Origin of the sequence: Rahnella sp. ATs2, assembly GCF_051851855.1 — a bacterium.
GTDB classification, from domain to species: Bacteria; Pseudomonadota; Gammaproteobacteria; order Enterobacterales; family Enterobacteriaceae; genus Rahnella; species Rahnella variigena.
Map to the genome: position 1 here is coordinate 164,900 of NZ_JBLYPL010000011.1, position 20,094 is coordinate 184,993.

At 54.4% G+C, this 20,094-nt stretch carries 17 protein-coding genes; 4 read left to right on the forward strand and 13 right to left on the reverse strand.

Features of this window, described 5'->3' with window-relative positions; translation table 11 throughout:
• Positions 1-32 precede the first annotated feature (32 nt).
• From ACJY2G_RS14215 to ACJY2G_RS14230, 4 genes are read right to left on the reverse strand one after another with little or no spacing between them, the layout of a single operon-like run.
• Positions 33-725, reverse strand: coding sequence for an amino acid ABC transporter permease (locus ACJY2G_RS14215; RefSeq protein WP_112288535.1), 693 nt, complete (start codon positions 723-725; stop codon positions 33-35).
• Entirely contained in the window at positions 715-1,488 is a 774-nt protein-coding gene (locus ACJY2G_RS14220; protein ID WP_439291866.1) for an amino acid ABC transporter permease, read from the reverse strand. The genes ACJY2G_RS14215 and ACJY2G_RS14220 overlap by 11 nt, the downstream gene beginning before the upstream one ends.
• Positions 1,485-2,315, reverse strand: coding sequence for an amino acid ABC transporter ATP-binding protein (locus ACJY2G_RS14225; protein WP_439291867.1), 831 nt, complete (start codon positions 2,313-2,315; stop codon positions 1,485-1,487). The genes ACJY2G_RS14220 and ACJY2G_RS14225 overlap by 4 nt, the downstream gene beginning before the upstream one ends.
• A gap of 24 nt (positions 2,316-2,339) precedes the next feature.
• Positions 2,340-3,167, reverse strand: a complete 828-nt coding sequence (locus ACJY2G_RS14230) for an ABC transporter substrate-binding protein (RefSeq protein ID WP_430320150.1) — start codon at positions 3,165-3,167, stop codon at positions 2,340-2,342.
• A gap of 519 nt (positions 3,168-3,686) precedes the next feature.
• Here ACJY2G_RS14230 and asr point away from each other — a divergent pair.
• On the forward strand, positions 3,687-4,100 hold the full coding sequence (gene asr / locus ACJY2G_RS14235) for an acid resistance repetitive basic protein Asr (RefSeq protein ID WP_159281118.1): 414 nt from the start codon (positions 3,687-3,689) through the stop codon (positions 4,098-4,100).
• Between the two features lie 338 nt (positions 4,101-4,438).
• Positions 4,439-5,320: a trypsin-like serine peptidase gene (locus ACJY2G_RS14240; protein WP_430320149.1), complete on the forward strand. Its 882-nt coding sequence runs from the start codon at positions 4,439-4,441 to the stop codon at positions 5,318-5,320.
• Positions 5,321-5,397: 77 nt separating this feature from the next.
• On the opposite strand, the gene hrpA is transcribed toward ACJY2G_RS14240, so the two are convergent.
• Complete coding sequence (hrpA, locus tag ACJY2G_RS14245) at positions 5,398-9,273, reverse strand: ATP-dependent RNA helicase HrpA (protein ID WP_439291868.1); 3,876 nt, start codon at positions 9,271-9,273, stop codon at positions 5,398-5,400.
• Between the two features lie 302 nt (positions 9,274-9,575).
• Between hrpA and ACJY2G_RS14250 the strand changes: the two genes are divergently transcribed.
• Positions 9,576-10,193, forward strand: a complete 618-nt coding sequence (locus ACJY2G_RS14250) for an FMN-dependent NADH-azoreductase (protein ID WP_112287253.1) — start codon at positions 9,576-9,578, stop codon at positions 10,191-10,193.
• Between the two features lie 146 nt (positions 10,194-10,339).
• Here the strand turns inward: ACJY2G_RS14250 and ACJY2G_RS14255 are convergent, their stop codons facing one another.
• The 3 genes from ACJY2G_RS14255 to ACJY2G_RS14265 are packed head-to-tail and all read right to left on the reverse strand — an operon-like array spanning position 10,340 to position 13,607.
• Complete coding sequence (locus tag ACJY2G_RS14255) at positions 10,340-10,645, reverse strand: YdbL family protein (protein ID WP_112287266.1); 306 nt, start codon at positions 10,643-10,645, stop codon at positions 10,340-10,342.
• Between the two features lie 56 nt (positions 10,646-10,701).
• Positions 10,702-10,896 (reverse strand): YnbE family lipoprotein, encoded by a 195-nt coding sequence (locus ACJY2G_RS14260; RefSeq protein ID WP_112287254.1) that lies wholly within the window; start codon positions 10,894-10,896, stop codon positions 10,702-10,704.
• Positions 10,893-13,607 carry a YdbH family protein gene (locus ACJY2G_RS14265; protein WP_439291873.1) on the reverse strand — a complete coding sequence of 905 codons (2,715 nt, stop codon included), beginning with the start codon at positions 13,605-13,607 and terminating at the stop codon, positions 10,893-10,895. Before ACJY2G_RS14265 ends, ACJY2G_RS14260 begins: the two co-directional genes overlap by 4 nt.
• A gap of 254 nt (positions 13,608-13,861) precedes the next feature.
• On the opposite strand from ACJY2G_RS14265, the gene ACJY2G_RS14270 reads away from it, so the two are divergent.
• Entirely contained in the window at positions 13,862-14,854 is a 993-nt protein-coding gene (locus tag ACJY2G_RS14270) for a 2-hydroxyacid dehydrogenase (protein WP_439291869.1), read from the forward strand.
• 73 nt (positions 14,855-14,927) lie between these two features.
• Here the strand turns inward: ACJY2G_RS14270 and ACJY2G_RS14275 are convergent, their stop codons facing one another.
• The 5 genes from ACJY2G_RS14275 to ACJY2G_RS14295 are packed head-to-tail and all read right to left on the reverse strand — an operon-like array spanning position 14,928 to position 20,049.
• Positions 14,928-15,857: a metallophosphoesterase gene (locus tag ACJY2G_RS14275; RefSeq protein ID WP_439291870.1), complete on the reverse strand. Its 930-nt coding sequence runs from the start codon at positions 15,855-15,857 to the stop codon at positions 14,928-14,930.
• A 20-nt stretch (positions 15,858-15,877) separates the two neighbouring features.
• On the reverse strand, positions 15,878-16,693 hold the full coding sequence (locus ACJY2G_RS14280) for a carbohydrate ABC transporter permease (protein ID WP_112287258.1): 816 nt from the start codon (positions 16,691-16,693) through the stop codon (positions 15,878-15,880).
• Positions 16,690-17,601, reverse strand: coding sequence for a carbohydrate ABC transporter permease (locus ACJY2G_RS14285; protein WP_430320145.1), 912 nt, complete (start codon positions 17,599-17,601; stop codon positions 16,690-16,692). The genes ACJY2G_RS14280 and ACJY2G_RS14285 overlap by 4 nt, the downstream gene beginning before the upstream one ends.
• 8 nt (positions 17,602-17,609) lie before the next feature.
• Positions 17,610-18,890 (reverse strand): ABC transporter substrate-binding protein, encoded by a 1,281-nt coding sequence (locus tag ACJY2G_RS14290; protein WP_430320144.1) that lies wholly within the window; start codon positions 18,888-18,890, stop codon positions 17,610-17,612.
• Between the two features lie 55 nt (positions 18,891-18,945).
• On the reverse strand, positions 18,946-20,049 hold the full coding sequence (locus ACJY2G_RS14295; RefSeq protein ID WP_430320143.1) for an ABC transporter ATP-binding protein: 1,104 nt from the start codon (positions 20,047-20,049) through the stop codon (positions 18,946-18,948).
• Positions 20,050-20,094: the final 45 nt, after the last annotated feature.

Sequence of the window (20,094 nt, forward strand, 5' to 3'; positions counted from 1 at the left end):
AAAATCCCGCCGGAACCAGGCGGGGTTTTCTTTTACGTCCGCAACCCCTGACGACGTTTTATCGATTTACCGGCCAGATACGCAAGCGAGGCGCACAGCAGGTAATACATCAGCCCGACCAGCAGGAAGATTTCTGCCGGGTAAATTTGTACCCGGTTATTCACCTGTCCGGCAACGGTGGTCAGTTCCGGCACGTTGACGATAAACGCCAGCGACGTGTCTTTCACCAGAGAGATCAGCAGCCCGAGATACGACGGCAGCAAATTCGGCCACGCCTGCGGTAACAGCACGAACAACAGCACTTTGCCGTCACTCATGCCGGACGCAATTCCCGCTTCAGTTTGCCCGCGCGGCAACGCTTCCAGACCGGCCAGCGTCGAATGCATCACCGCCGCCGAGGTAAACCAGGCCAGCGCCAGAATCACCGTCATCGGCCCAGGGATCGACCCGCCAAATACCACCGGCAGCAGGAAATACAGCCAGAAAATCACAAATATCAGCGGAATGCCGCGGATAAACGACGCCCAGATAAACAGGATTTTCCGCGTCCAGCCGCCGAAACGCCACGCCAGCGCCGCCATCAGCACACCGAACACTAACGCCAGAACGCCCGCCGATGCCGCCATGATTAGCGTCAGCAATACTCCGCCCGGCTCGCCATCCGCCAGCCTTCCCCACAGCAGATAAGTGAAATTATCGTGTATAACAGACCAGTCAAACTCCATCGCGGGTTTCCTCCTTCAGTACCACCTGCGGCCTGTGCTGCGGTCGTTTCGGGCCAAACGCCGTCATCAGCCAGCCGAGGATCAGTCCGAGTGCCAGATAAAGCAGCGTCCCGACGGCGAAACCTTCAAAGGCGTGCGCGTTATAGCTTTCAATCTGGCTGACCTGATACGTCAGTTCCGAAAAACCAATACCTGTCGCCAGCGAGGAAAGCTTCATCAGGTTGAGATACTGGCCGGTGATCGGCTGCCACGCGTTGATCAGCGCCTGCGGCAGGATAATCGAAAGCAGCAGCGTTTTACGGCTGAAACCCTGAGAAATCGCCGCTTCGGTCTGGCCTTTGGGCACAGAATTCAGTCCGGCCTGCACTTCTTCCACCAGAAACGCCGCCGTGAACAGCGCCAGCCCCCAGGCCGCACACAGAAATTCCGGGGTCAGCCACGCAATGTTGCCCGGAAACGACGCCCACGGATGATTGTCGCCGATATAAAAACGCCAGCTTTGCGGCAGCGCGCCGTATGCCGCGAAATACCAGAACAGCAGTTGTACCAGCAGCGGCGTGTTGCGAAAAACAGAGACAAACGCCGCCACCGCACCGCGTGCCAGACGCGACGAACTAATGCGCAGCGCCAGCAGCAACACAGTCAGTAACGTGGCGAGCAGGCTGCCAACAATGCTGACATACAGCGTGGTAAGGAAGCCGGAGACTATCCATTGCAGAGGCTGGCCGGTCAGCACGCCAGCCCAGTCGAGATGCCAGTTCATAGCGCGGCTCCGCTCTGCGGATGCAGCGGGAACAGGACTTTTTGCAGAAACCGCTGCGCACGCGGATGTTGCGGACGTAGGAAGAAATCTTCCGGCTGCGCCTGTTCAAGAATTTCACCGCCGTCCATGAAAATCACCCGGTCAGCGATTTCACGGGCAAAACTCATCTCGTGCGTCACCACAATCATGGTGATGCCGCTTTTCGCCAGTTCCTGCATGACCAGCAACACTTCACCAATCATTTCCGGATCCAGCGCCGACGTTGGTTCATCAAATAAAATAATGCCCGGATCCGTGACCAGCGCCCTGGCAATCGCCACGCGCTGCTGCTGACCGCCGGAAAGCTGCTCAGGATAATGCTGCGCTTTATCGCCCAGCCCGACGCGCGTCAGCAATGCACGTGCCTTTTCGCGTGCCTGAGTTTTCTTCCAGCCATGCACTTTGATCAGCGCCAGACTGACGTTGTCTTCGGCGGTGAGATGGGCATAAAGGTTGAACTGCTGAAATACAAATCCGATGTGCGTGCGCAACTGGCGTAATGCGGCACCTTTGAGATTGCGCGTCGGCTGGTTATCGATATAAATTTCACCGCTGCTGACCGATTCCAGCTGATTAATCAGCCGGATCAGCGTGGATTTTCCCGAACCGGAGGGCCCGCAAACTGCCACCACTTCGCCGCTGTCCACACGCAAATCCACGTTACGGATCACCTCATGCGGACCGAAAGATTTACTGACCTGGCGGAATTCAACGGCCGCCGTTTTTCCGGCGGATGAATGTGAAAAAACCGCAGACGTCGCTGCGGTTGAGAGAGTGTCTTGCTGCATGTGTCTTACCTTGCATAAAACAGATTATTTGGCTTCGATTTTGAACAGACGCGGCTGAGGTGATTTAGTCTGCGGACCGAACCAGACGTTATAAATGCTGACCGCCTGACCGTTTTTCTCCAGATTCAGCAGCTCGTCATTGACCACTTTCAGCAGGCTGGTCTCGCCTTTTTTCACGCCCACGCCAATCTCTTCTTTGCTCAGTAATTCAGGCAGCACTTTGTATTTCGCTTTATCCGGCGCGCCATCCAGCAAACCGGCCAGAATGGTGCTGTCCTGAGTAATGGCCTGCACGTTGCCGTTACGCAGCGCAGAAAGTGCCAGCGGAATATCGTCATAAGACAGCACGCGGGACTGCGGGAAGCGGTTATGCAATTCCTGCTCGCCGGTGGTGCCTTTCACCGCACCGATACGCGCCGTGGCATACGCATCCAGTTTATCCGGCGAATTTGCCGGCACCAGGAACTGCTGGCCGGTGACGAAATACGGCACGGAGAAGTCGATCACTTTCGCGCGTTCCGGCGTGATGGTGATATCAGCCACAATCAGATCCGCTTTACCGGACTGTAACAAAGGAATGCGGTTCGCCGGATTGGTCGGTACCAGTTGCAATTTCACGCCCAGCGTTTTCGCCAGCGCTTTTGCGAAATCAACGTCATAACCGACGATGTCATGCGTTTTGGCATCCACAGACCCAAACGGCGGATTGGAATCGAAGGTCGCGACCTTCACCACACCGGCTTTCTTGATGTCCGCCAGCTGATCCGCGTGCACGGCAAAAGAAGAAATCGTGCTGAGCGCCAGAAACAATCCGGCAGCAATCTTGGTTTTATTTACGTCAATGACAGCCATCGCTTTTCCTTATGAATAGTCTTCAGAGGGCTTACGCCCCAATTTTTCAAAGTGGAGTATTCAGAACAAATACAGACCTGTTTTTCTTTTGTAAGTCAGAGAATTGCACAAGGGATGAAGGCGGTGCCACTAACAAAAAGGGATATAGATGGGTGATTTAGGCATAAGCAGGAGAGATGTTGGGTTTGGGGGGAATTCCGTTTGCTCCCTCCCCTGCGAAGGGGAGGGTTGGGGTGGGGTATTAAGGTCAAATCAAAAATTAATGTGTGCATTAGCCACGGTTTTGTCTGCAAAACCCCCTCCCTGCCTCCCCCTTCGCAGGGGGAGGAGCAAAACAACACATCTAACTCCCGCCAATACAATGTAATCCCCTGATTTTCCTAAAATCCCCCTCTTTGTACATTCCGTTACACGCCGATACCAATCACTCACGGACAGCAGCGATCCACATGCCTATTATTCTTTCACCGGCCCCGCAGTGGGGTGGACACTTAAACTAAAATTCTTAAGGAATTACACATGAAAAAAGTATTAGCTCTGGTTGTAGCCGCTGCAATGGGCCTGTCTTCAGTTGCTTTCGCTGCTGAAACCACTGCAACGCCAGCACCCGCTGCAACAGCAACTACCGCTGCTCCGGCTCATGCGACTAAGCATAAAGCACATAAAAAACCTGTGCAGAAAGCTCAGGCTGCCAAGAAACACAAAAAAGCAGCCAAGAAAGCACCAGTAGCTCAGAAAGCTCAGGCCGCTAAAAAACACGTAAAACACGCTAAAAAAGCGGCTCCGGTAGCTCAGAAAGCTCAGGCTGCTAAAAAACACGTGAAACACGCTAAAAAAGCGGCTCCGGTAGCTCAGAAAGCCCAGGCTGCTAAAAAACACGTGAAACATGCTAAGAAAGCTGCACCAGCTGCAAAAGCAACGCCAGCAGCATAAGTAGTCAGTAAGAAGTCTTTGTGAGCGTATCTACTCACCATTATCAAGACTGATGATTTAACACCCGGTTCGCCGGGTGTTTTTTTCTCCGGTTCTTTATCTTGAGGTACTGATGGAAGATGCTGCGCCGCTACCTGTTCGAAATCACCCTGTGCTCTCTGATCCTCTGCGGTCTGATCACCCTGTTCTTCTACTTCTGAAGTATCCCGGATGACGTCCGTCATCTTCTCAAAAGATTGAGTTATCAGACAAATCTATCCAACACGAAAGATAACCGTCTATAATCGTTCCATAATAACTGGTTATCGGGTTCTCCCTGTTTTCAAGGTCAGAATGTTATGCGCATCGCGTTACCGCTTTTTTTGTGCTTTTTCTGTTTTACCGCCAGTCCTCTTGTTCATGCAGATTCTCCGGATGACGCAGACAGCGACGCACCTTCAATCAGCTTAAAAGAAAAAACGGCCCTGTTCTTCGGTCACGATCAGCGAACTCAGGTTTCTGCGGCGGCGCACTGGCCGTGGCAGGCCATCGGACAGATTGAAACCGAAAGCGGTAATTTATGTACCGCCACCCTGATTTCCAAACATCTGGTCCTCACTGCCGGTCACTGCGTTCTCGCGCCTCCGGGTAAGATCGACAAAGTCATTGCCCTGCGTTTTATTTCTCACAATCAGAAATGGCGTTATCAGATAACGGCACTGCAAACCCTGGTGGATCCTAAGCTCGGTAAGAAACTGAAAGCCGATGGCGATGGCTGGATCGTTCCGCCAAAAGCCGCACCGTTCGATTTCGCGCTGGTCCGTCTGACGGATGAAAAGCTGGCGTTGCCGATCAAACCCCTGCCGTTGTGGGAAGGTTCACGCGATGATCTGACTGCGCTGCTCAAGCAGGAAGGCAGAAAAGTGACACAGGCAGGCTATCCGGAAGATCATCTCGATGATTTATACGTGCATCAGGATTGTCTGGTGACAGGCTGGGCACAACCGGGCGTGTTATCGCATCGCTGCGACACGCTGCCGGGCGACAGCGGTTCGCCATTGTTGCTGAAAAATGCTGACGGCTGGTCGTTGGTCGCGATTCAAAGTTCCGCGCCTGCCGCGCAGGATCGTTATCTGGCAGACAACCGTGCGCTGGCCGTTCCGGCCATCCGCGACGCACTGAACACGCTGTCTTCCGGCGTCATCAGCGCCAGCACACCGGCGACGGCGCCCGTTCAATAAACGTCCGAATCACCGTTGCAGAGCGTAAAAAAAACCGCCTTGAGTCACTAAGGCGGTTTTTTAGTTTAGAGAACCGGTTAAACCAGCTGTTCCATGGTCTGTAAAATACGTTTATCCGATATCGGATACGGCGTGCCCAGTTGCTGAGCGAAGTAGCTGACGCGCAGCTCTTCAATCATCCAGCGCACTTCTTTTACATCCTCACTTTGCTGACGCACCGGCGGCAGTTTGTTGAACCACTGCTGCCATTGCTGCTGGATGTTTTCCACTTTTAACATCTGTGCACGGTCGCGGTGCGGATCCATGGCCAGTTTGTCCATCCGGCGTTCAATCGCCTGCAAATAACGCAGCGTATCCGGCAGACGCTTCCAGCCGTTTTGCGTCACGAATCCGCGATAAATCAGCCCGGACATTTGCGCTTTAATATCTGAAAGCGCCAGCGCCATGGTGATATCAATCCGCCCTTTCAGCCGCTTGTTGATGCTGAACACAGTGGTCAGGATTTGCTCCACCTGAATCGCAATCTGTACCACCGTCTCATTCAGGTTGGCGCGTACGTGCTCATGCAGTTTCGCAAAATCTTCCTCGCGCCACACCAGTCCACCGGATTCGGCAATCAGTTTGTCGATACCGCAGGAAATACAGTCGTCGATCAGATCCAGCACTTTACCGTACGGGTTAAAGTACAGCCCCAGTTTGGCTTTGTTCGGCAACTTCTCGTGCAGGTATTTGACCGGAGAAGGAATGTTCAGCAACAGCAAACGCCGCATACCGCTGAGCATCGCCTGCTGCTGTTCCAGCTCGCTGTCGAACAGACGGATCGCCACGCTGTCTTTCTCATCCAGAATCGCCGGATAGGCTTTCACTTCATAGCCGCCGCGTTTTTGTTCGTAGCGCTCCGGCAATGTACCGAAACTCCAGACATGCAGATCGCGCTGTTCGATGCCGTCATCCGCCACCGCAGACAGCGTTTGCTGAACCTGCTCTTTCAGGCCGGATTTCAGTGCCAGCAGGTCTTTGCCCTCACGCAGCGTTTTGTTTTTGTCATCAACAATGCGGAAGGTCATTTTGAGATGATCGGGCACCTGCTCCAGCTGCCAGTCTTCACGTGACACCGTCACGCCGCTCATCTTACGCAACTCTTTTTCCATCGCATCGAGCAATGGCATTTCAAACGGTTTAATGCGACCGAGCAAAGCGTCGGCGTAATTCGGTGCCGGCACAAAATTGCGTCGAACCGGTTTTGGCAGCGATTTAATCAGCGCCATAATCAGGTCGCGGCGAATGCCAGGGATCTGCCAGTCGAAACCTTCTTCCGTCACCTGATTGAGCAGCGGCAACGGAATATGTACCGTCACGCCGTCGGCATCCGTACCCGGTTCAAACTGATAAGTGACGCGCAGTTTGAGATTGCCCTGATGCCAGAAGTTCGGGTAATCATGGGCACTGATATTGCCTGCGCCCTCTTTGATCAGCATGCTTTTTTCAAAGTTCAGGCTGTCCTGCGGCTGTTTTTTCCACCAGGTATCAAAGTGACGTGCAGACACGACTTCCTGCCCGATGCGCTGCTCATAGAACAGGAACAAGGTTTCGTCATCGACCAGAATATCGCGGCGACGGGATTTGTGTTCCAGCTCTTCGACTTCGGTACGCAGACGCAGGTTAGCGCGGAAGAACGCGTGACGCGTCTGCCAGTCGCCTTCCACCAGCGCGTGACGAATAAACAGCTCGCGGGAAACCACCGGATCAATCGTGCCATAGTTCACACGACGCGCCGCCACAATCGGCAGGCCGTACAGCGTGACTTTTTCCGTCGCCATGACCGCGCCCTGTGCTTTTTCCCAGTGCGGTTCGCTGTAACTGCTTTTCGCCAGATGCTGCGCCAGCGGCTCGATCCATTCCGGTTCGATACGCGCGGCAATGCGCCCCCACAGGCGGCTGGTTTCCACCAGTTCAGCAACCATCACCCATTTAGGCGGCTTTTTGAATAATCCGGATCCCGGGAAGACGGCAAAACGTGCGTTGCGCGCGCCGGTATACTCCTGTTTATCCGCATCTTTCTGACCGATATGCGACAGCAAGCCGGTCAGCAGCGAGCAGTGAACTTCGCGATATTCAGCCGGTTCGCTGTTCACCGGCAGGCCAAGTTCTTTCACCACCTGACGCAGCTGGGTATAGATATCCTGCCATTCACGCACGCGCAGATAGTTGAGGTAATCGCTGCGGCATAACTTGCGGAACTGCGCCGAAGACAGCTCTTTCTGCTGTACTTTCAGGTGATCCCACAGGTTCACGAACGCCAGGAAATCTGAATCCTTGTCAGCAAAACGGCGATGTTTTTCATCGGACGCCTGCTGTTTGTCCATCGGACGTTCACGCGGATCCTGAATCGACAGCGCGGACGTGATAATCATCACCTCGCGCATACAGCCGTTTTTCTGCGCTTCCAGCACCATGCGCGCCAGACGCGGATCCACCGGCAACTGCGCCAGCTGACGGCCCAGTGGCGTCAGCGTATACCGGCCATCGACGGCATTATTGATGGCGTTCAGCTCTTCGAGCAGACGCACACCATCCTGAATATTGCGTTTGTCCGGCGCTTCCACGAACGGAAATGCGCCAATATCGCCCAGCCCCAGCGACGTCATTTGCAAAATAACGGACGCCAGGTTGGTGCGCAGAATTTCGGGGTCGGTAAACTCCGGACGCGACAGGAAATCCTGCTCCGAATAAAGACGGATACAGATACCTTCGGACACACGTCCGCAACGTCCTTTACGCTGGTTAGCGGACGCCTGAGACACCTGCTCAATCGGCAGACGCTGCACTTTGGTGCGGAAGCTGTAACGGCTGATACGCGCGGTACCGGGGTCAATCACATATTTAATGCCCGGCACGGTCAGCGAGGTTTCGGCGACGTTGGTCGCCAGCACAATACGGCGACCGGAATGCGACTGGAACACGCGATTCTGTTCACTGTTCGACAGTCGCGCATACAGCGGCAAAATCTCGGTGTGCGGCAGATCCAGACGGTTCAGCGCATCAGCGGTATCACGAATTTCACGTTCACCGCTCATGAAAATCAGGATGTCGCCCATGCTTTCGCGACCGAGTTCATCGACCGCATCGAAAATCGCCTGCAACTGGTCACGATCCACATCGTCGGCATCATCAACAATCGGGCGATAGCGCACGTCGACCGGATACGTCCGGCCGGAGACTTCAATGATCGGCGCATTATTGAAATGGCGCGAGAAACGCTGCGGGTCAATGGTCGCCGAGGTAATAATGACTTTGAGATCCGGACGCTTTGGCAGCAACTGACGCAGGTAACCGAGTATAAAGTCGATGTTCAGGCTGCGTTCATGCGCTTCATCGATGATCAGCGTGTCGTACTGCATCAGCATGCGATCCTGCTGGATTTCAGCCAGCAGAATACCGTCGGTCATCAGTTTAACCAGCGTGTTTTCGCTGACCTGATCGTTAAAGCGAACTTTATAGCCGACCGTGTTACCGAGTGTGGTATCCAGCTCATCGGCAATACGGTTGGCCACGGTACGCGCCGCCAAACGACGCGGCTGGGTATGACCGATCACGCCTTTGATCCCGCGACCGAGTTCCATACAGATTTTCGGGATCTGCGTGGTTTTACCGGAGCCGGTTTCGCCCGCCACAATCACCACCTGGTGGTCGCGGATAGCGTTATAAATGTCTTCTTTTTTCTGGCTGACCGGCAGGTTTTCCGGATAGCTGATTTTTGGCCGTGACGCTTCACGGGCGCTGACTTTCTTCAGACTCTCGTTGATAGCGCTCTGGATTTCAGCACTTAACGCGTCGAGTGCTTCGGGTTTATCAATCTTTCTGGCACCCTGCAAACGACGTTGCAGGCGTTGCCGGTCACGTAGCATCAGCCCGTCTAACTGCGCTGATAATGCCGCGAGCGGTGATTTCACGATCGGAATTCCTTGTTACATGTCAGCCGGAGAGCAAATCATCTGCGCCAGCTGAATCTGAATGGGGGATGAGGAAGGTTCACGCCTTGCCTGCTTGTGTCTATGTTAACACAAGGTATTGAAGATGCTGAAAACGGGTGATTTTGCGACCGGAGTTGAAGTTGTTCAAAAAAATCGATGATAGGTCTCTAAATATTGCGCTATCACTGCATAAGCTTTCTGAATAAAGTAAGTTCCATTCGGGGAACGTTCTGGTTATAAAAACCAACACCCTATGTACCACACAGTTAAGGAACTCACTAATGAGCAAAGTACTCGTTCTGAAATCAAGCATTCTGGCTAACTTCTCTCAGTCAAACCAACTGGCCGATTACCTGGTTGCACAGTATCAGTCTGCAAACAGCGGTTCTACCGTGACAGTTCGTGACCTGGCGGCTAACCCAATCCCTGTATTAGATGGCGAACTGGTTGGCGCACTGCGTCCTTCCGATGCTCCGCTGACACCACGTCAGGAAGAAGCACTGGCGCTGTCTAACACCCTGATCGACGAACTGCAGGCGCATGACGTGATCGTTATCGCTGCACCAATGTACAACTTCAACATCCCGACTCAGCTGAAAACCTATTTCGACCTGGTTGCCCGTGCTGGCGTGACGTTCAAATACACCGAGAAAGGCCCTGAAGGTCTGGTAAAAGGTAAACGCGTTATCGTTCTGACCAGCCGTGGTGGTATTCATAAAGACACCCCAAGCGACCTGGTAGCACCTTACCTGTCCCTGTTCCTGGGCTTCCTGGGAATGAGCGACGTAGAATTCGTTTACGCTGAAGGCATTGCATACGGTCCTGAAGTGGCGACTAAAGCACAGACTGATGCGAAAGCAGCCATCGATGCGGCCATCAAAGAACTGGCTGCCGCATAATTGCAGTGATCACAATCTGAGCACCCATTCACTTAAGAATCTGTCCGTTATGCTCAGATGAAGTTGTGATAAAACTATTGCGCGCCGAGAGGCGCGCTTTTTTTTGCCGTTTTTTCCTCAAAATCACCCGCTCTCTTCAGTAAACCCTATTTCTGCAACCACTGTCCGTTAATGCCGCGGACGTATTCACCCTTTCCTGCTCTGGCGACCAGTTTCTGTCCGGCCAGTTTTGCCACATCGTCGGTGCTGACGTTATTTTCCTGCGCCACCTGCTGGTATTGCTGTTTGCGCGCCTCGTTGATTTTTGATGCCAGCGCGACACTTTCCGCGTCTTGTTTTAGCGGTGCCAGATAACCGGACAGCGTTTCGCCCACGCGCCCCTGTTGCTTGGCTTCATTGAGCGTTAATGCGAACGCCTGACTGCAAAACAGTAAACCACCGGCCAGCAACATCAGGCTGATTCTTTTGAGGCCATTTTTATTGAAAATTATCGCGGACATAGTGGCTCCTAGAATAAATCGCTCTGATTTTTCAGCAGATCTTCCACGTCTTTATCCACTTTGATATGAATTTCGTGTTCAATTTTCACGTTCATATTGATAGTGATCGGCTCTTTCGGCGCAGCCAGTTCGATGCGCGGTACGCATCCGCTGAGCATTACTACGCAAAGCGCCACGCACGGTCCTGCAAATTGCAGTTTCATTTTTCCTTCCTCACTGTTGGATCCTTTTTCTGCCCGGCCGCAGCGGAGCCTTTTGACAGCGCATTCGCAGGCAAAGACATCTGCTGTTGCAGCCATTCCTGAAGATTGTCGCCAAAGCGCAAGCTGCGCCAGAGCTGGTAGATGTTCTCCTCGTGGGAATAGTTGAGGACGATTTCACGTTTTTCTTTGTCACCGCCGTGCGTCGTGTCGGTGTAGTTCACCCCGTCCACTTTCGCTTTCATGGACAGCACGCCAAGATTATCGAGGCTGACCAGCGCATCAGAACGGCTGATTTCCAGATAGCGCAGCAGGCCAATCACCATGTTATTGGCGAAATTCCCGCTGGCCATCGCGTCCGCGAATTGCGGATCGAGGCGCAGCGTCAGGCCGCCGTCATTTCTGATCCAGCCGTTATGGATGATCCACTGCGGATTTTCCACGTACAGCGGCAGTTCACCGTACACGACGCCCGACATCGCCAGTTGTTTCGGTTTCAGCGCCGTGAAGAGTTCGCTGAGATTGATCTTGTCGAACTTCAGCACCGCCGCATCATGCTGCGGCATACGCAGCGCCGAGAGGCTCAGATGCCCGCGCAGCATATCGACACCGAGATTGCTCAGGGTCAGCGGCGTCTCTTCACTCCACGGATAATGACCTTGCAAATCAGCAGTCACATTCTGCATTTTGACCAGATTGTTCACTTCGCCGATGCGCAGCGTCACCGGTTTTTTCACGCCGAGCTGCCAGACCTGATCTTTCAGGCGATAAGGCAGACTGAAATCCAGCCCGCTCAGGTCGCCGTCCTTCATCCAGAAGCCGCCGTTTTTCACTACCCAGTGGCCGCCAGCGACAAATCCCTGCCCGCGTGCCGCCGAGAATGCCGACTGCGCGTAGAACGATCCTGCACGTAATTTGATGTTCAGATCCGGCGTCAGCAGTGTCTGGAACGCGGTGAGTTGTTGTTTAGGCCACCAGCCTTCGCCGCGCAGACGTTCGCCGTCCCAGCGCCCGTTGAGGCGGATCGGCCCAATCGGTTTGGCATCAAGCATTCCGCGCATCGTGAAACTGTCGGGGCTGTCGCCGCTGAGCTGTAACGCCAGCGTTGCCGGAGGCAGATATCCGCCGTTCTCCAGCGCAATTTTTTTCGCCACCAGTTTGATGTCACCTTTAAATTCTGTCGGTAAATCAGGGTACTGCGGTTTAAAACGCGAAGACGGCGGACGTTTCCATTGCAGAGGATGTTCCAGTGTCAGACGCGGCGCATCGACATCGACGAGGCCGTAATGCAGCCGGTCAAAACCGGTGGAAAGCGAATTAATGCTGATGAGATTGTCATGCCACTGGCCTTTGCCGGACATATCCCAGCGACCGTTAAGCGGCGGCAGATGACCGTTGCCCCAGTAGTTGAAATTCCACTGGCCGATATCTGGCCAGAATGTCAGGGCTTTGCCACTGAGATGTAAATCAAACGCGCCCCAGAAGCTGTGGCGTGCTTTAAGAATGGCCTGAAGTGGCCCGCTGACACCTTCAGCCGACACTTTTACCCCCGCCAGCGGCCAGCGCGCATCGCTGATCGTCAGCTCCGGCGTCGGTTTCCCCCACGCACGCAGCAGTGAACCGCTGCGCAGTGACAGCGTCGGATTCAGAACCGAACCGCTGAGCTGGCCGGGAAGCGACGCACTCAGAGAAGTTGCCTGCAAATTGGCTTGTCCGGTGAGGCGGAAACCGAGATTACTGTCGAGCAGCCCGACGCGCCCCGGCCCCATGGTCAGCACCACGTTCGCCTTACCATTGTGCCCCTGCGTCAGCACGTTCAGGCGCGCCGTGATATTGGTTTGATCGAACGTCGGCGTCCAGTCACTGAGGGTCAGGTTTACGCCACCCGCCAGCGGTTGCGCAGCATACGGCCAGCGCCACAGCCCATGCGTGATGTCTAAAACGTTATTGCTCAGTTTCCACGGCAGCATCAGTAACGGCTGCTGGCTGTCTTTTTCTGTTAACGTCAGCACGCCTTCAGTCGCCTGCCAGCTGAGCTGAATATCCAGCGGATTGGGCACCTGCGCAGTTTGCATTTCGGCGTGCAACTCGCCGGATTCCGGGAGAGTGTCTAACGTCGCAGGCAGCAGCAATTTGCCGCTCAGCGTGACAGGCTGGTCGCTGCCCGGTGGTGTCAGGCTGAAGGAATGGATCGCCAGCTGACGGTTGCCGTCCAGCACCGCGTCGAGTTTCAGCGATTCGCCATTAAAGGAAAGATGCTGCGTGCCGCCAGCATTACTGATCTGCAACTGACCGGCATAGCGCTGCCAGGGCGTGACAGAAAGATGATCAATGCTGATATCGCCGGGCGGCAACATCTGCTGAATATCGGCCAGCGAAAGCGTCTGCTGGCTGTCGCTTTTCGGCATTTTAGCCAGACAGGCGGTGTCTACGCTCAGGGCGTCCAGTTTCAGCGCCCATTGTCCGTCATGACGGCTGAGGCGGGCATTGCGCGCGGTGGTAAGCTGGCAGTCACCAGCGGAATAACCCACGCCCGGCAACTGAAGTACACCGTCAGCCCAGCGCGGCGCGCCTTTGAGCGTCAGTTGCGTGCCTGCGGGCAGCCAGTGCCCGGCCACAACGGGCAACCAGCGCGGCACGGTTTTCCATAACACCCACATCAGCAATGCGATAATCACCACTATACTCAGGAGTATCTGCGCGCTTCTCTTCAGTCCGTTCCTCATGACTTGCCTTGTCTTATACTTCACTAAATGACCTAACCGCCCGCAAGATATCATAATTAGCGTAACAACTGATGGCCGGATTGCCAGAACACCTGAGCCAAATAGCACGGGAAAAATTGTCTGCGCCCCTGCGCTCTGCTAGTTTGGTAGCATATTGCGAATTGTTTCTGAAACTCTTTATTCCTTATAAAACAGTCGGAAACCGTTTCGCCAGAGATTCAAACTCACTGCGGAGAAACACCATGAAAGTGGCTGTCTACAGTACTAAAAATTACGACCGGAAATATCTGGAACTGGTCAATCAACATTATGGCTACGAGCTGGAATTTTTCGATTTTCTGCTGACCCCGAAAACGGCGAAAACAGCGATAGGTTCTGATGCAGTCTGTATTTTTGTTAACGACGATGGTTGCCGCGACGTGTTACAGGAACTGGCAACCCTTGGCATTAAAACCCTCGCCCTGCGTTGTGCCGGTTTTAACAATGTCGATTTAGATGCAGCGAAAGCGTTAGGGATTTCGGTGGTGCGCGTACCGGCCTATTCGCCAGAAGCGGTGGCCGAACATGCAGTAGGTATGATGATGTGTCTGAACCGTCACATTCATCGCGCCTATCAGCGCACCCGTGAAGCTAACTTCTCACTGGAAGGCCTGATCGGTTTTAACATGTATCAGCGCACCGCCGGCATTATCGGGACCGGTAAAATCGGCGTGGCCGCCATGCGTATTCTCAAAGGTTTTGGTATGCGCATTCTGGCTTACGATCCGTACCCAAGCCCGCTGGCACTGGAACTCGGCGCTGAATATGTCGATCTGGACACGCTGTATGCCGAATCCGATGTGATTTCGCTGCACTGTCCGCTGACGCCGGAAAACCACCACATGCTGAATGCCGGTGCGTTTGCCAAGATGAAAGATGGCGTGATGATCGTCAACACCAGCCGTGGCGCATTGCTGGATGCCACCGCTGCGATTGATGCGCTGAAAAAACAAAAAATCGGCGCGCTGGGCATGGACGTTTACGAAAATGAACGCGATCTGTTCTTCGAAGATAACTCCAACGAAGTGATCCTCGACGACGTATTCCGCCGCCTGTCATCATGTCACAACGTGCTGTTCACCGGCCATCAGGCGTTTCTGACCAGCGATGCACTGACCAGCATTTCAGAAACCACGCTGATGAATATTGATCAGCTGTCGAAAGGCGTTCACTGCCCGAATCTGCTGACCGCTTAAATAACGTAAGAATGATAAGGCTCACTTCGGTGAGCCTTTTTAATTTCTGCTGTCGCTGTCAGCGGCTAAGTTGTCAGCGACTAAGTACGCGGCTGATTTCCGTGCCATAACCGATGATGGTCAGCACGTCATCGGCCAGCGTCACCGAGGAAAACGGCAGGCTATTTTCGCCATCCACCATTCCCTTGAGCGTTATAAAATCGGTATTTCCGACGCGGTCATAGCCGCCGCGATGGTCGTGACCGGCGAAATAGGCGCGCACGTCATAACGGCACAGCAGTTCGACCAGCGTCTCGCAGTTCCAAAGGTTATGGCTGTTTACCGGCGTCAGCGGGTAGTGCCCGAAAACCAGCACCACTTCACGCCGCTCACGGGCTTCGCGCAAATTCTGTTCAATCCATTCCAGCTGTTTGCGACCAACCGCACCGTTCCACGGCTGCGCCTGCGACTGCTGGCATTCGGTCAGTTCTTCCAGCATATATTCAGCCAGCTGATGGTCGTCACCGTTAGCATGATTGCAGTACAAGCTGACGTCGTTGCCGTCAATGACCAGAAAACGATAGCCCGGCAGACTGAACGAATAGTAACTTTTCGGCAGACCCAATGCCGGTTTTTGCGCACAGAGATGTTCAGAAATCACCTGCGCATCGTGGTTGCCGATCAGCACCGCATGCGGATGGCGCAGCGCGTCATAACGGTCAAGAACCGCCTGAAAACTGGTCCAGTCTCTGTCCACCAGGTCACCCAATGTGACGACAAAATCCAGTTTTAAGTCATTCAGCTCATTGATAGCCGTAGCCAGTTTATTCAGGCTGTTGCGGTAATAACGGATGTTATGCGGATCGGCATCTGCATATTGTGGATCCGCAATCAGCCCGAACCGCAGTCGAGCGCCGTTTACCAGCGCATCATGCACCTCCGGCGGTTCGTACAGTGAACTGACATTGCCCAGCGCCTGTGCCTGCCGCTCAGATAACAAAGGGGATGAAGTCTTGACGGTCATAATATTCTCCTGTCAGGTGCTTATCGGATCCCTGCCCGCATAAAAGATTGAACGAACTGGCGCTGAAAGATAAGAAACAGCACCAGTAATGGCAGCACGGTCATCAGCGTCGCGGCGCTGATCAGCGCCCATTGCACGCCCTGTTCCGGCGCAGAAAACAGCTGAAGTCCGACCGTAACCGGCCGCACTTTCACCGAATCGGTGATGACCAGCGGCCAGAGAAAATCGTTCCAGTGGAAACTGATGGAAACCAGCGCAAAGGCCACGTAAATCGGTTTCGCCAGCGGGATGTAGATTTTGCGCAGGATATAGAACCGGCTGGCGCCTTCCACGATGGCGGCTTCTTCCAGCACCAGCGGAATGCTTTTAAACGTCTGGCGCAGCAGGAAGATGGCAAACGCCGAGGCAAAATACGGCAGCGCAATACCGGCCAGCGTGTCACGCAGCCCCAGCGCACCAATGGTTTTGTAGTTGTTCAGGATCAGAACATCGGGACTTATCATCAGTTGCAGCAAAATCAGCGCGAAGATAAATCCACCGGCTTTGAGTTTAAACCGCACCAGCGCGTAAGCCGCCAGCGTCGCCAGTATCAGCTGGCAGACCACAATCATCAGCACCAGCAACGTGGTGTTGAGAAAGTAACGGGCGAACGGAGCCGCGTTCCAGGCATTGATAAAATTCTGCAAGGTCAGCGGCGCAAACAGTGAAAAACTGCCCTGCGCCGAGGCCGGATGAATGGATACCCAGACTGCCACCAGCACCGGCAAAAACCACAACAAAGCAGCCAGCCAGATGGCAAGATTCAGGGAAAAACGGCTGAGAGAAAAACGATTCACTGATAGTGCGCCCTTTTATCCAGCAGATTAAATTTGATCAGCGCAATAGCGGCGAGGATCACCAGCAAGACGACCGTCATGGCTGACGCGGCCGGTAAATCCCAGTAACTGAACGCTGTGCGGTAGATGTAAAAGAGCAACAAACTGGTGCTGTTATTTGGGCCGCCGTTGGTCATGGCAATCACCTGATCGACAATCCTGAAAGCATTCATCGAGGCATTGATCAGGATGAACAGCGTGGTCGGCATCAGTAACGGCCACTGCACGCGAAAGAAGAAATAGCGCCGCGACGCTCCCTCAATTTCAGCAGCTTCGGCAAGACGCGGATCGATTTGCTGCAACGCCGCCAGATAAAAAATCATAAAGAATCCGGCTTCGCGCCACACGGAAACCGCCATCAGGCTGTAAAGCGCCGTGCCGGGTTCGCCGAGCCAGTTGACCGCCGGCAGCGAAAACAGCGCCAGCAGCTTGTTAAGCAAGCCGAGTTGCGGCGTATAGAAAAACAGCCACAGGTTGGCAATCGCCACCATCGGCAGCAGCGAAGGAATGAAAAACGCCGCGCGGGTGATGGCGTTACCGCGCAGACGACGGTTCACGGCCAGCGCCATCATCAGCGCAAGAATGACCGACAGCGGGATGGTGATCACGGCATAAAGCAGGTTATTGCGCAGCGACAGCATAAAGATGTCGTCGTCGAGCAGTGCGCGGTAATTGTCCAGACCGACAAACTGCGCGGAATGCCCGCTACGCGCTGCGCTGAACAGGCTTTCCCACACCGTCGCCAGCGCCGGATAATGGGTAAACAGCAGCAAAAAACAGAGCGCGGGCAACAGCAGCAGATAACCATAAAGCTGTAAAGACAGCCCGCGAGTGCGGGCGGCCGGTGCAACAGTGTGCAGGATGCTCATGCCGGTCCTTACTGATAAGGTTTCAGCAGGCGGTCGGCCTGTTTCTGCGCCGAACTCAGCGCGTCTGCCGGCGTTTTGGCCTGCGTCACGGCGGCTTCGATCGCGTGGTTCAGCAGTTCCTGGATCTGCACGCTGTTATACGTCGAGAGCTCCGGCTGGGAATATTTAAGCTGCTCACGCGCCACCAGCGCCTGCGGCACCTGTTTCACGTAATCCTGCATGACCGGGGTTTCCCATGCGGCGGGTGATGTCGCGACGTACCCCGTCGCGATGCTCCAGCGGGCGGCCTGCTCAGGCGCAGAAACCCAGCGGATAAACGCCATGGCGGCTTTCTGCTGTTCCGGTGTGGTGTTTTTGAAAACGTACAGGTTGCCACCGCCGGTCGGGCTGCCGCGCCGGGTTTTCTCCGGCAACATCGCCACACCGAACGGGAATTTGGCATTTTCACGCACGGTAGTCAGATTGCCGGTCGTGGTCACCATCATCGCCGTTTTACCGTCGATAAAGTCCTGCGGCGTGGTGCCCCACGCAATAGTGCCTTTTGGTGATACGCCCTCTTTTTGCGACAAATCAGTCAGCCATTGCAGCGTCTCGACGTTAGCCGGCGTATCAAACGTGACCGCCGTACCTTTGCCGTTATCCAGATGGCTGCCGTTGGTGGCGGCAATCCCCTGGAAGTTCCAGTAACCGTTTGGCGTTGAAGGAATTTCGATACCCCACTGCTTCACTTCATTGCCGTCACGCACCACCAGTTTTTTGCCGAAATCCACCACCTGCTGCCAGTTAGCGGGCGGCGTATCGCCATTCAGCCCGGCTTTCTCAAACGCCTGTTTGTTCCAGTACATCACCACGGTTGAACGCTGGAACGGAATTCCCCAGACCTTGTCCTGAATATGGCGGATAAAGGCCGGATAAAAACCGTCGATCCATTTTTTGCCGTCTGCGTCATTCGCCAGGTCACTGACCGGCAAAATTGCACCCGCGTCGATCAGCGAATAGGCTTCAATGTCGCCAATAACCGCAATCTGCGGGGCATTGCCGCCACGGAACGCGGTCAGCGCTTTGGTCACTGTGGTGGCGTAATCCCCGGTATACACCGGCTGAATGCTGATATCCGGATGCGTTTTCTGGAAATCTTCCACCAGCGTATCCACGGTATGGCTGATTTTTCCGCCCACGGCGATCGGGTAATACATTTGTAATTTCACCGGGTCCGCCGCAAAAGCCGAGGTTCCGGTGATTAAAAGCATCGCTGCGGTCAGACGTGAGAAACGGTGCGCAATAGACATGATGTTCCCTTCGGTAATAGTCGTTGTAAGAATAAAAGTGACTCAAAAAAACGTGCTACACGGCGACGCGGTTATCTGAAGGCTGGCAGGCTTGTTCCGCCTGATAGCAGCGCTTTCCGTCCGCTGTGAAGAAAAAATATTGTGCGCCCGTCGCCCACTGCAACCCGACGGAGTGGCCTTCGGCGTAGCGTTTCATCCCGGCGACTTTGACCGTCAGCGGTTGCGCATATCCGGCTAAGGCGCAGGCGATGAGAGTATCCGCACCCAAGTATTCGTGGCTTATCACCTGCGCGGTCAGGCTGGCGTTTTCGGCGGCAATCAGCTGAATATCTTCTGCACGCAGCCCCAGACTGATCGCGTCCTGATGGAAATATTCCACCACCGGCACGGACATGGTGGCCAGATAATGATGATGACCCCGGCGTTCGAGCGGCAGAATGTTCATCGGCGGCGCACCGATGAATTGCGCGGTAAAAATGCTGGTGGGGTTGTTATAGAGATTGTCCGGCGTGTCGTGCTGTTCGATACACCCGTCGTTGAGCAGAATGATTTTGTCCGCCATGCTCATCGCTTCGGTCTGATCGTGGGTGACGTACACCATCGTCAGACCGAGCTTTTTCTGAATCGCACGGATCTCACGACGCATACTCTGACGCAGCTTGGCGTCCAGATTGGAAAGCGGTTCATCCATCAGACACAGCTTGTTATTGGCAATCACCGCCCGGCCCAGCGCCACACGCTGCTGCTGTCCGCCGGAAAGCTGCGCCGGAAGCCGGTCGAGCAAGGGTTCCAGCTCCATCAGTTTGCTGACTTCCTGTAACCGCGAAGCGAAATGACGTTTATCCTCGCCGCGCGCCCGCAATCCGAATAACAGGTTTTCGCGAACGTTCATGTGCGGAAAGAGTGCGTAGGACTGGAACACCATAGAAAGCTTGCGCTGTGACGGTGTGAGCGCTGTCACATCTGTGTGCTGGAAATAAATCGCGCCGCTGTCCGCGGATTCCAGGCCGGCAATCGTGCGCAGCATGGTGGATTTCCCGCAGCCGGAAGGCCCCAGCAACGCAATGAAATCGCCCTCTTCCACATCAAAGCTGATGTCGTTAAGTGCTACTTTGTTGCCCCAGGATTTTCGGATGTGGTGAAGTGATAAATAGCTCATGCCGCCGGTGTCTCTCTGACTCGTGATGGGCATAACCTATCGGGC

Excerpts from the sequence above, each read along its gene's own strand:
- ACJY2G_RS14215 (WP_112288535.1), bottom strand. The coding sequence starts at position 725 with ATGGAGTTTGACTGGTCTGTTATACACGATAATTTCACTTATCTGCTG.
- ACJY2G_RS14220 (WP_439291866.1), bottom strand. The coding sequence starts at position 1,488 with ATGAACTGGCATCTCGACTGGGCTGGCGTGCTGACCGGCCAGCCTCTG.
- ACJY2G_RS14225 (WP_439291867.1), bottom strand. The coding sequence starts at position 2,315 with ATGCAGCAAGACACTCTCTCAACCGCAGCGACGTCTGCGGTTTTTTCA.
- ACJY2G_RS14230 (WP_430320150.1), bottom strand. The coding sequence starts at position 3,167 with ATGGCTGTCATTGACGTAAATAAAACCAAGATTGCTGCCGGATTGTTT.
- asr (WP_159281118.1), top strand. The coding sequence starts at position 3,687 with ATGAAAAAAGTATTAGCTCTGGTTGTAGCCGCTGCAATGGGCCTGTCT.
- ACJY2G_RS14240 (WP_430320149.1), top strand. The coding sequence starts at position 4,439 with ATGCGCATCGCGTTACCGCTTTTTTTGTGCTTTTTCTGTTTTACCGCC.
- ACJY2G_RS14250 (WP_112287253.1), top strand. The coding sequence starts at position 9,576 with ATGAGCAAAGTACTCGTTCTGAAATCAAGCATTCTGGCTAACTTCTCT.
- ACJY2G_RS14255 (WP_112287266.1), bottom strand. The coding sequence starts at position 10,645 with ATGTTGCTGGCCGGTGGTTTACTGTTTTGCAGTCAGGCGTTCGCATTA.
- ACJY2G_RS14260 (WP_112287254.1), bottom strand. The coding sequence starts at position 10,896 with ATGAAACTGCAATTTGCAGGACCGTGCGTGGCGCTTTGCGTAGTAATG.
- ACJY2G_RS14270 (WP_439291869.1), top strand. The coding sequence starts at position 13,862 with ATGAAAGTGGCTGTCTACAGTACTAAAAATTACGACCGGAAATATCTG.
- ACJY2G_RS14275 (WP_439291870.1), bottom strand. The coding sequence starts at position 15,857 with ATGACCGTCAAGACTTCATCCCCTTTGTTATCTGAGCGGCAGGCACAG.
- ACJY2G_RS14285 (WP_430320145.1), bottom strand. The coding sequence starts at position 17,601 with ATGAGCATCCTGCACACTGTTGCACCGGCCGCCCGCACTCGCGGGCTG.
- ACJY2G_RS14290 (WP_430320144.1), bottom strand. The coding sequence starts at position 18,890 with ATGTCTATTGCGCACCGTTTCTCACGTCTGACCGCAGCGATGCTTTTA.
- ACJY2G_RS14295 (WP_430320143.1), bottom strand. The coding sequence starts at position 20,049 with ATGAGCTATTTATCACTTCACCACATCCGAAAATCCTGGGGCAACAAA.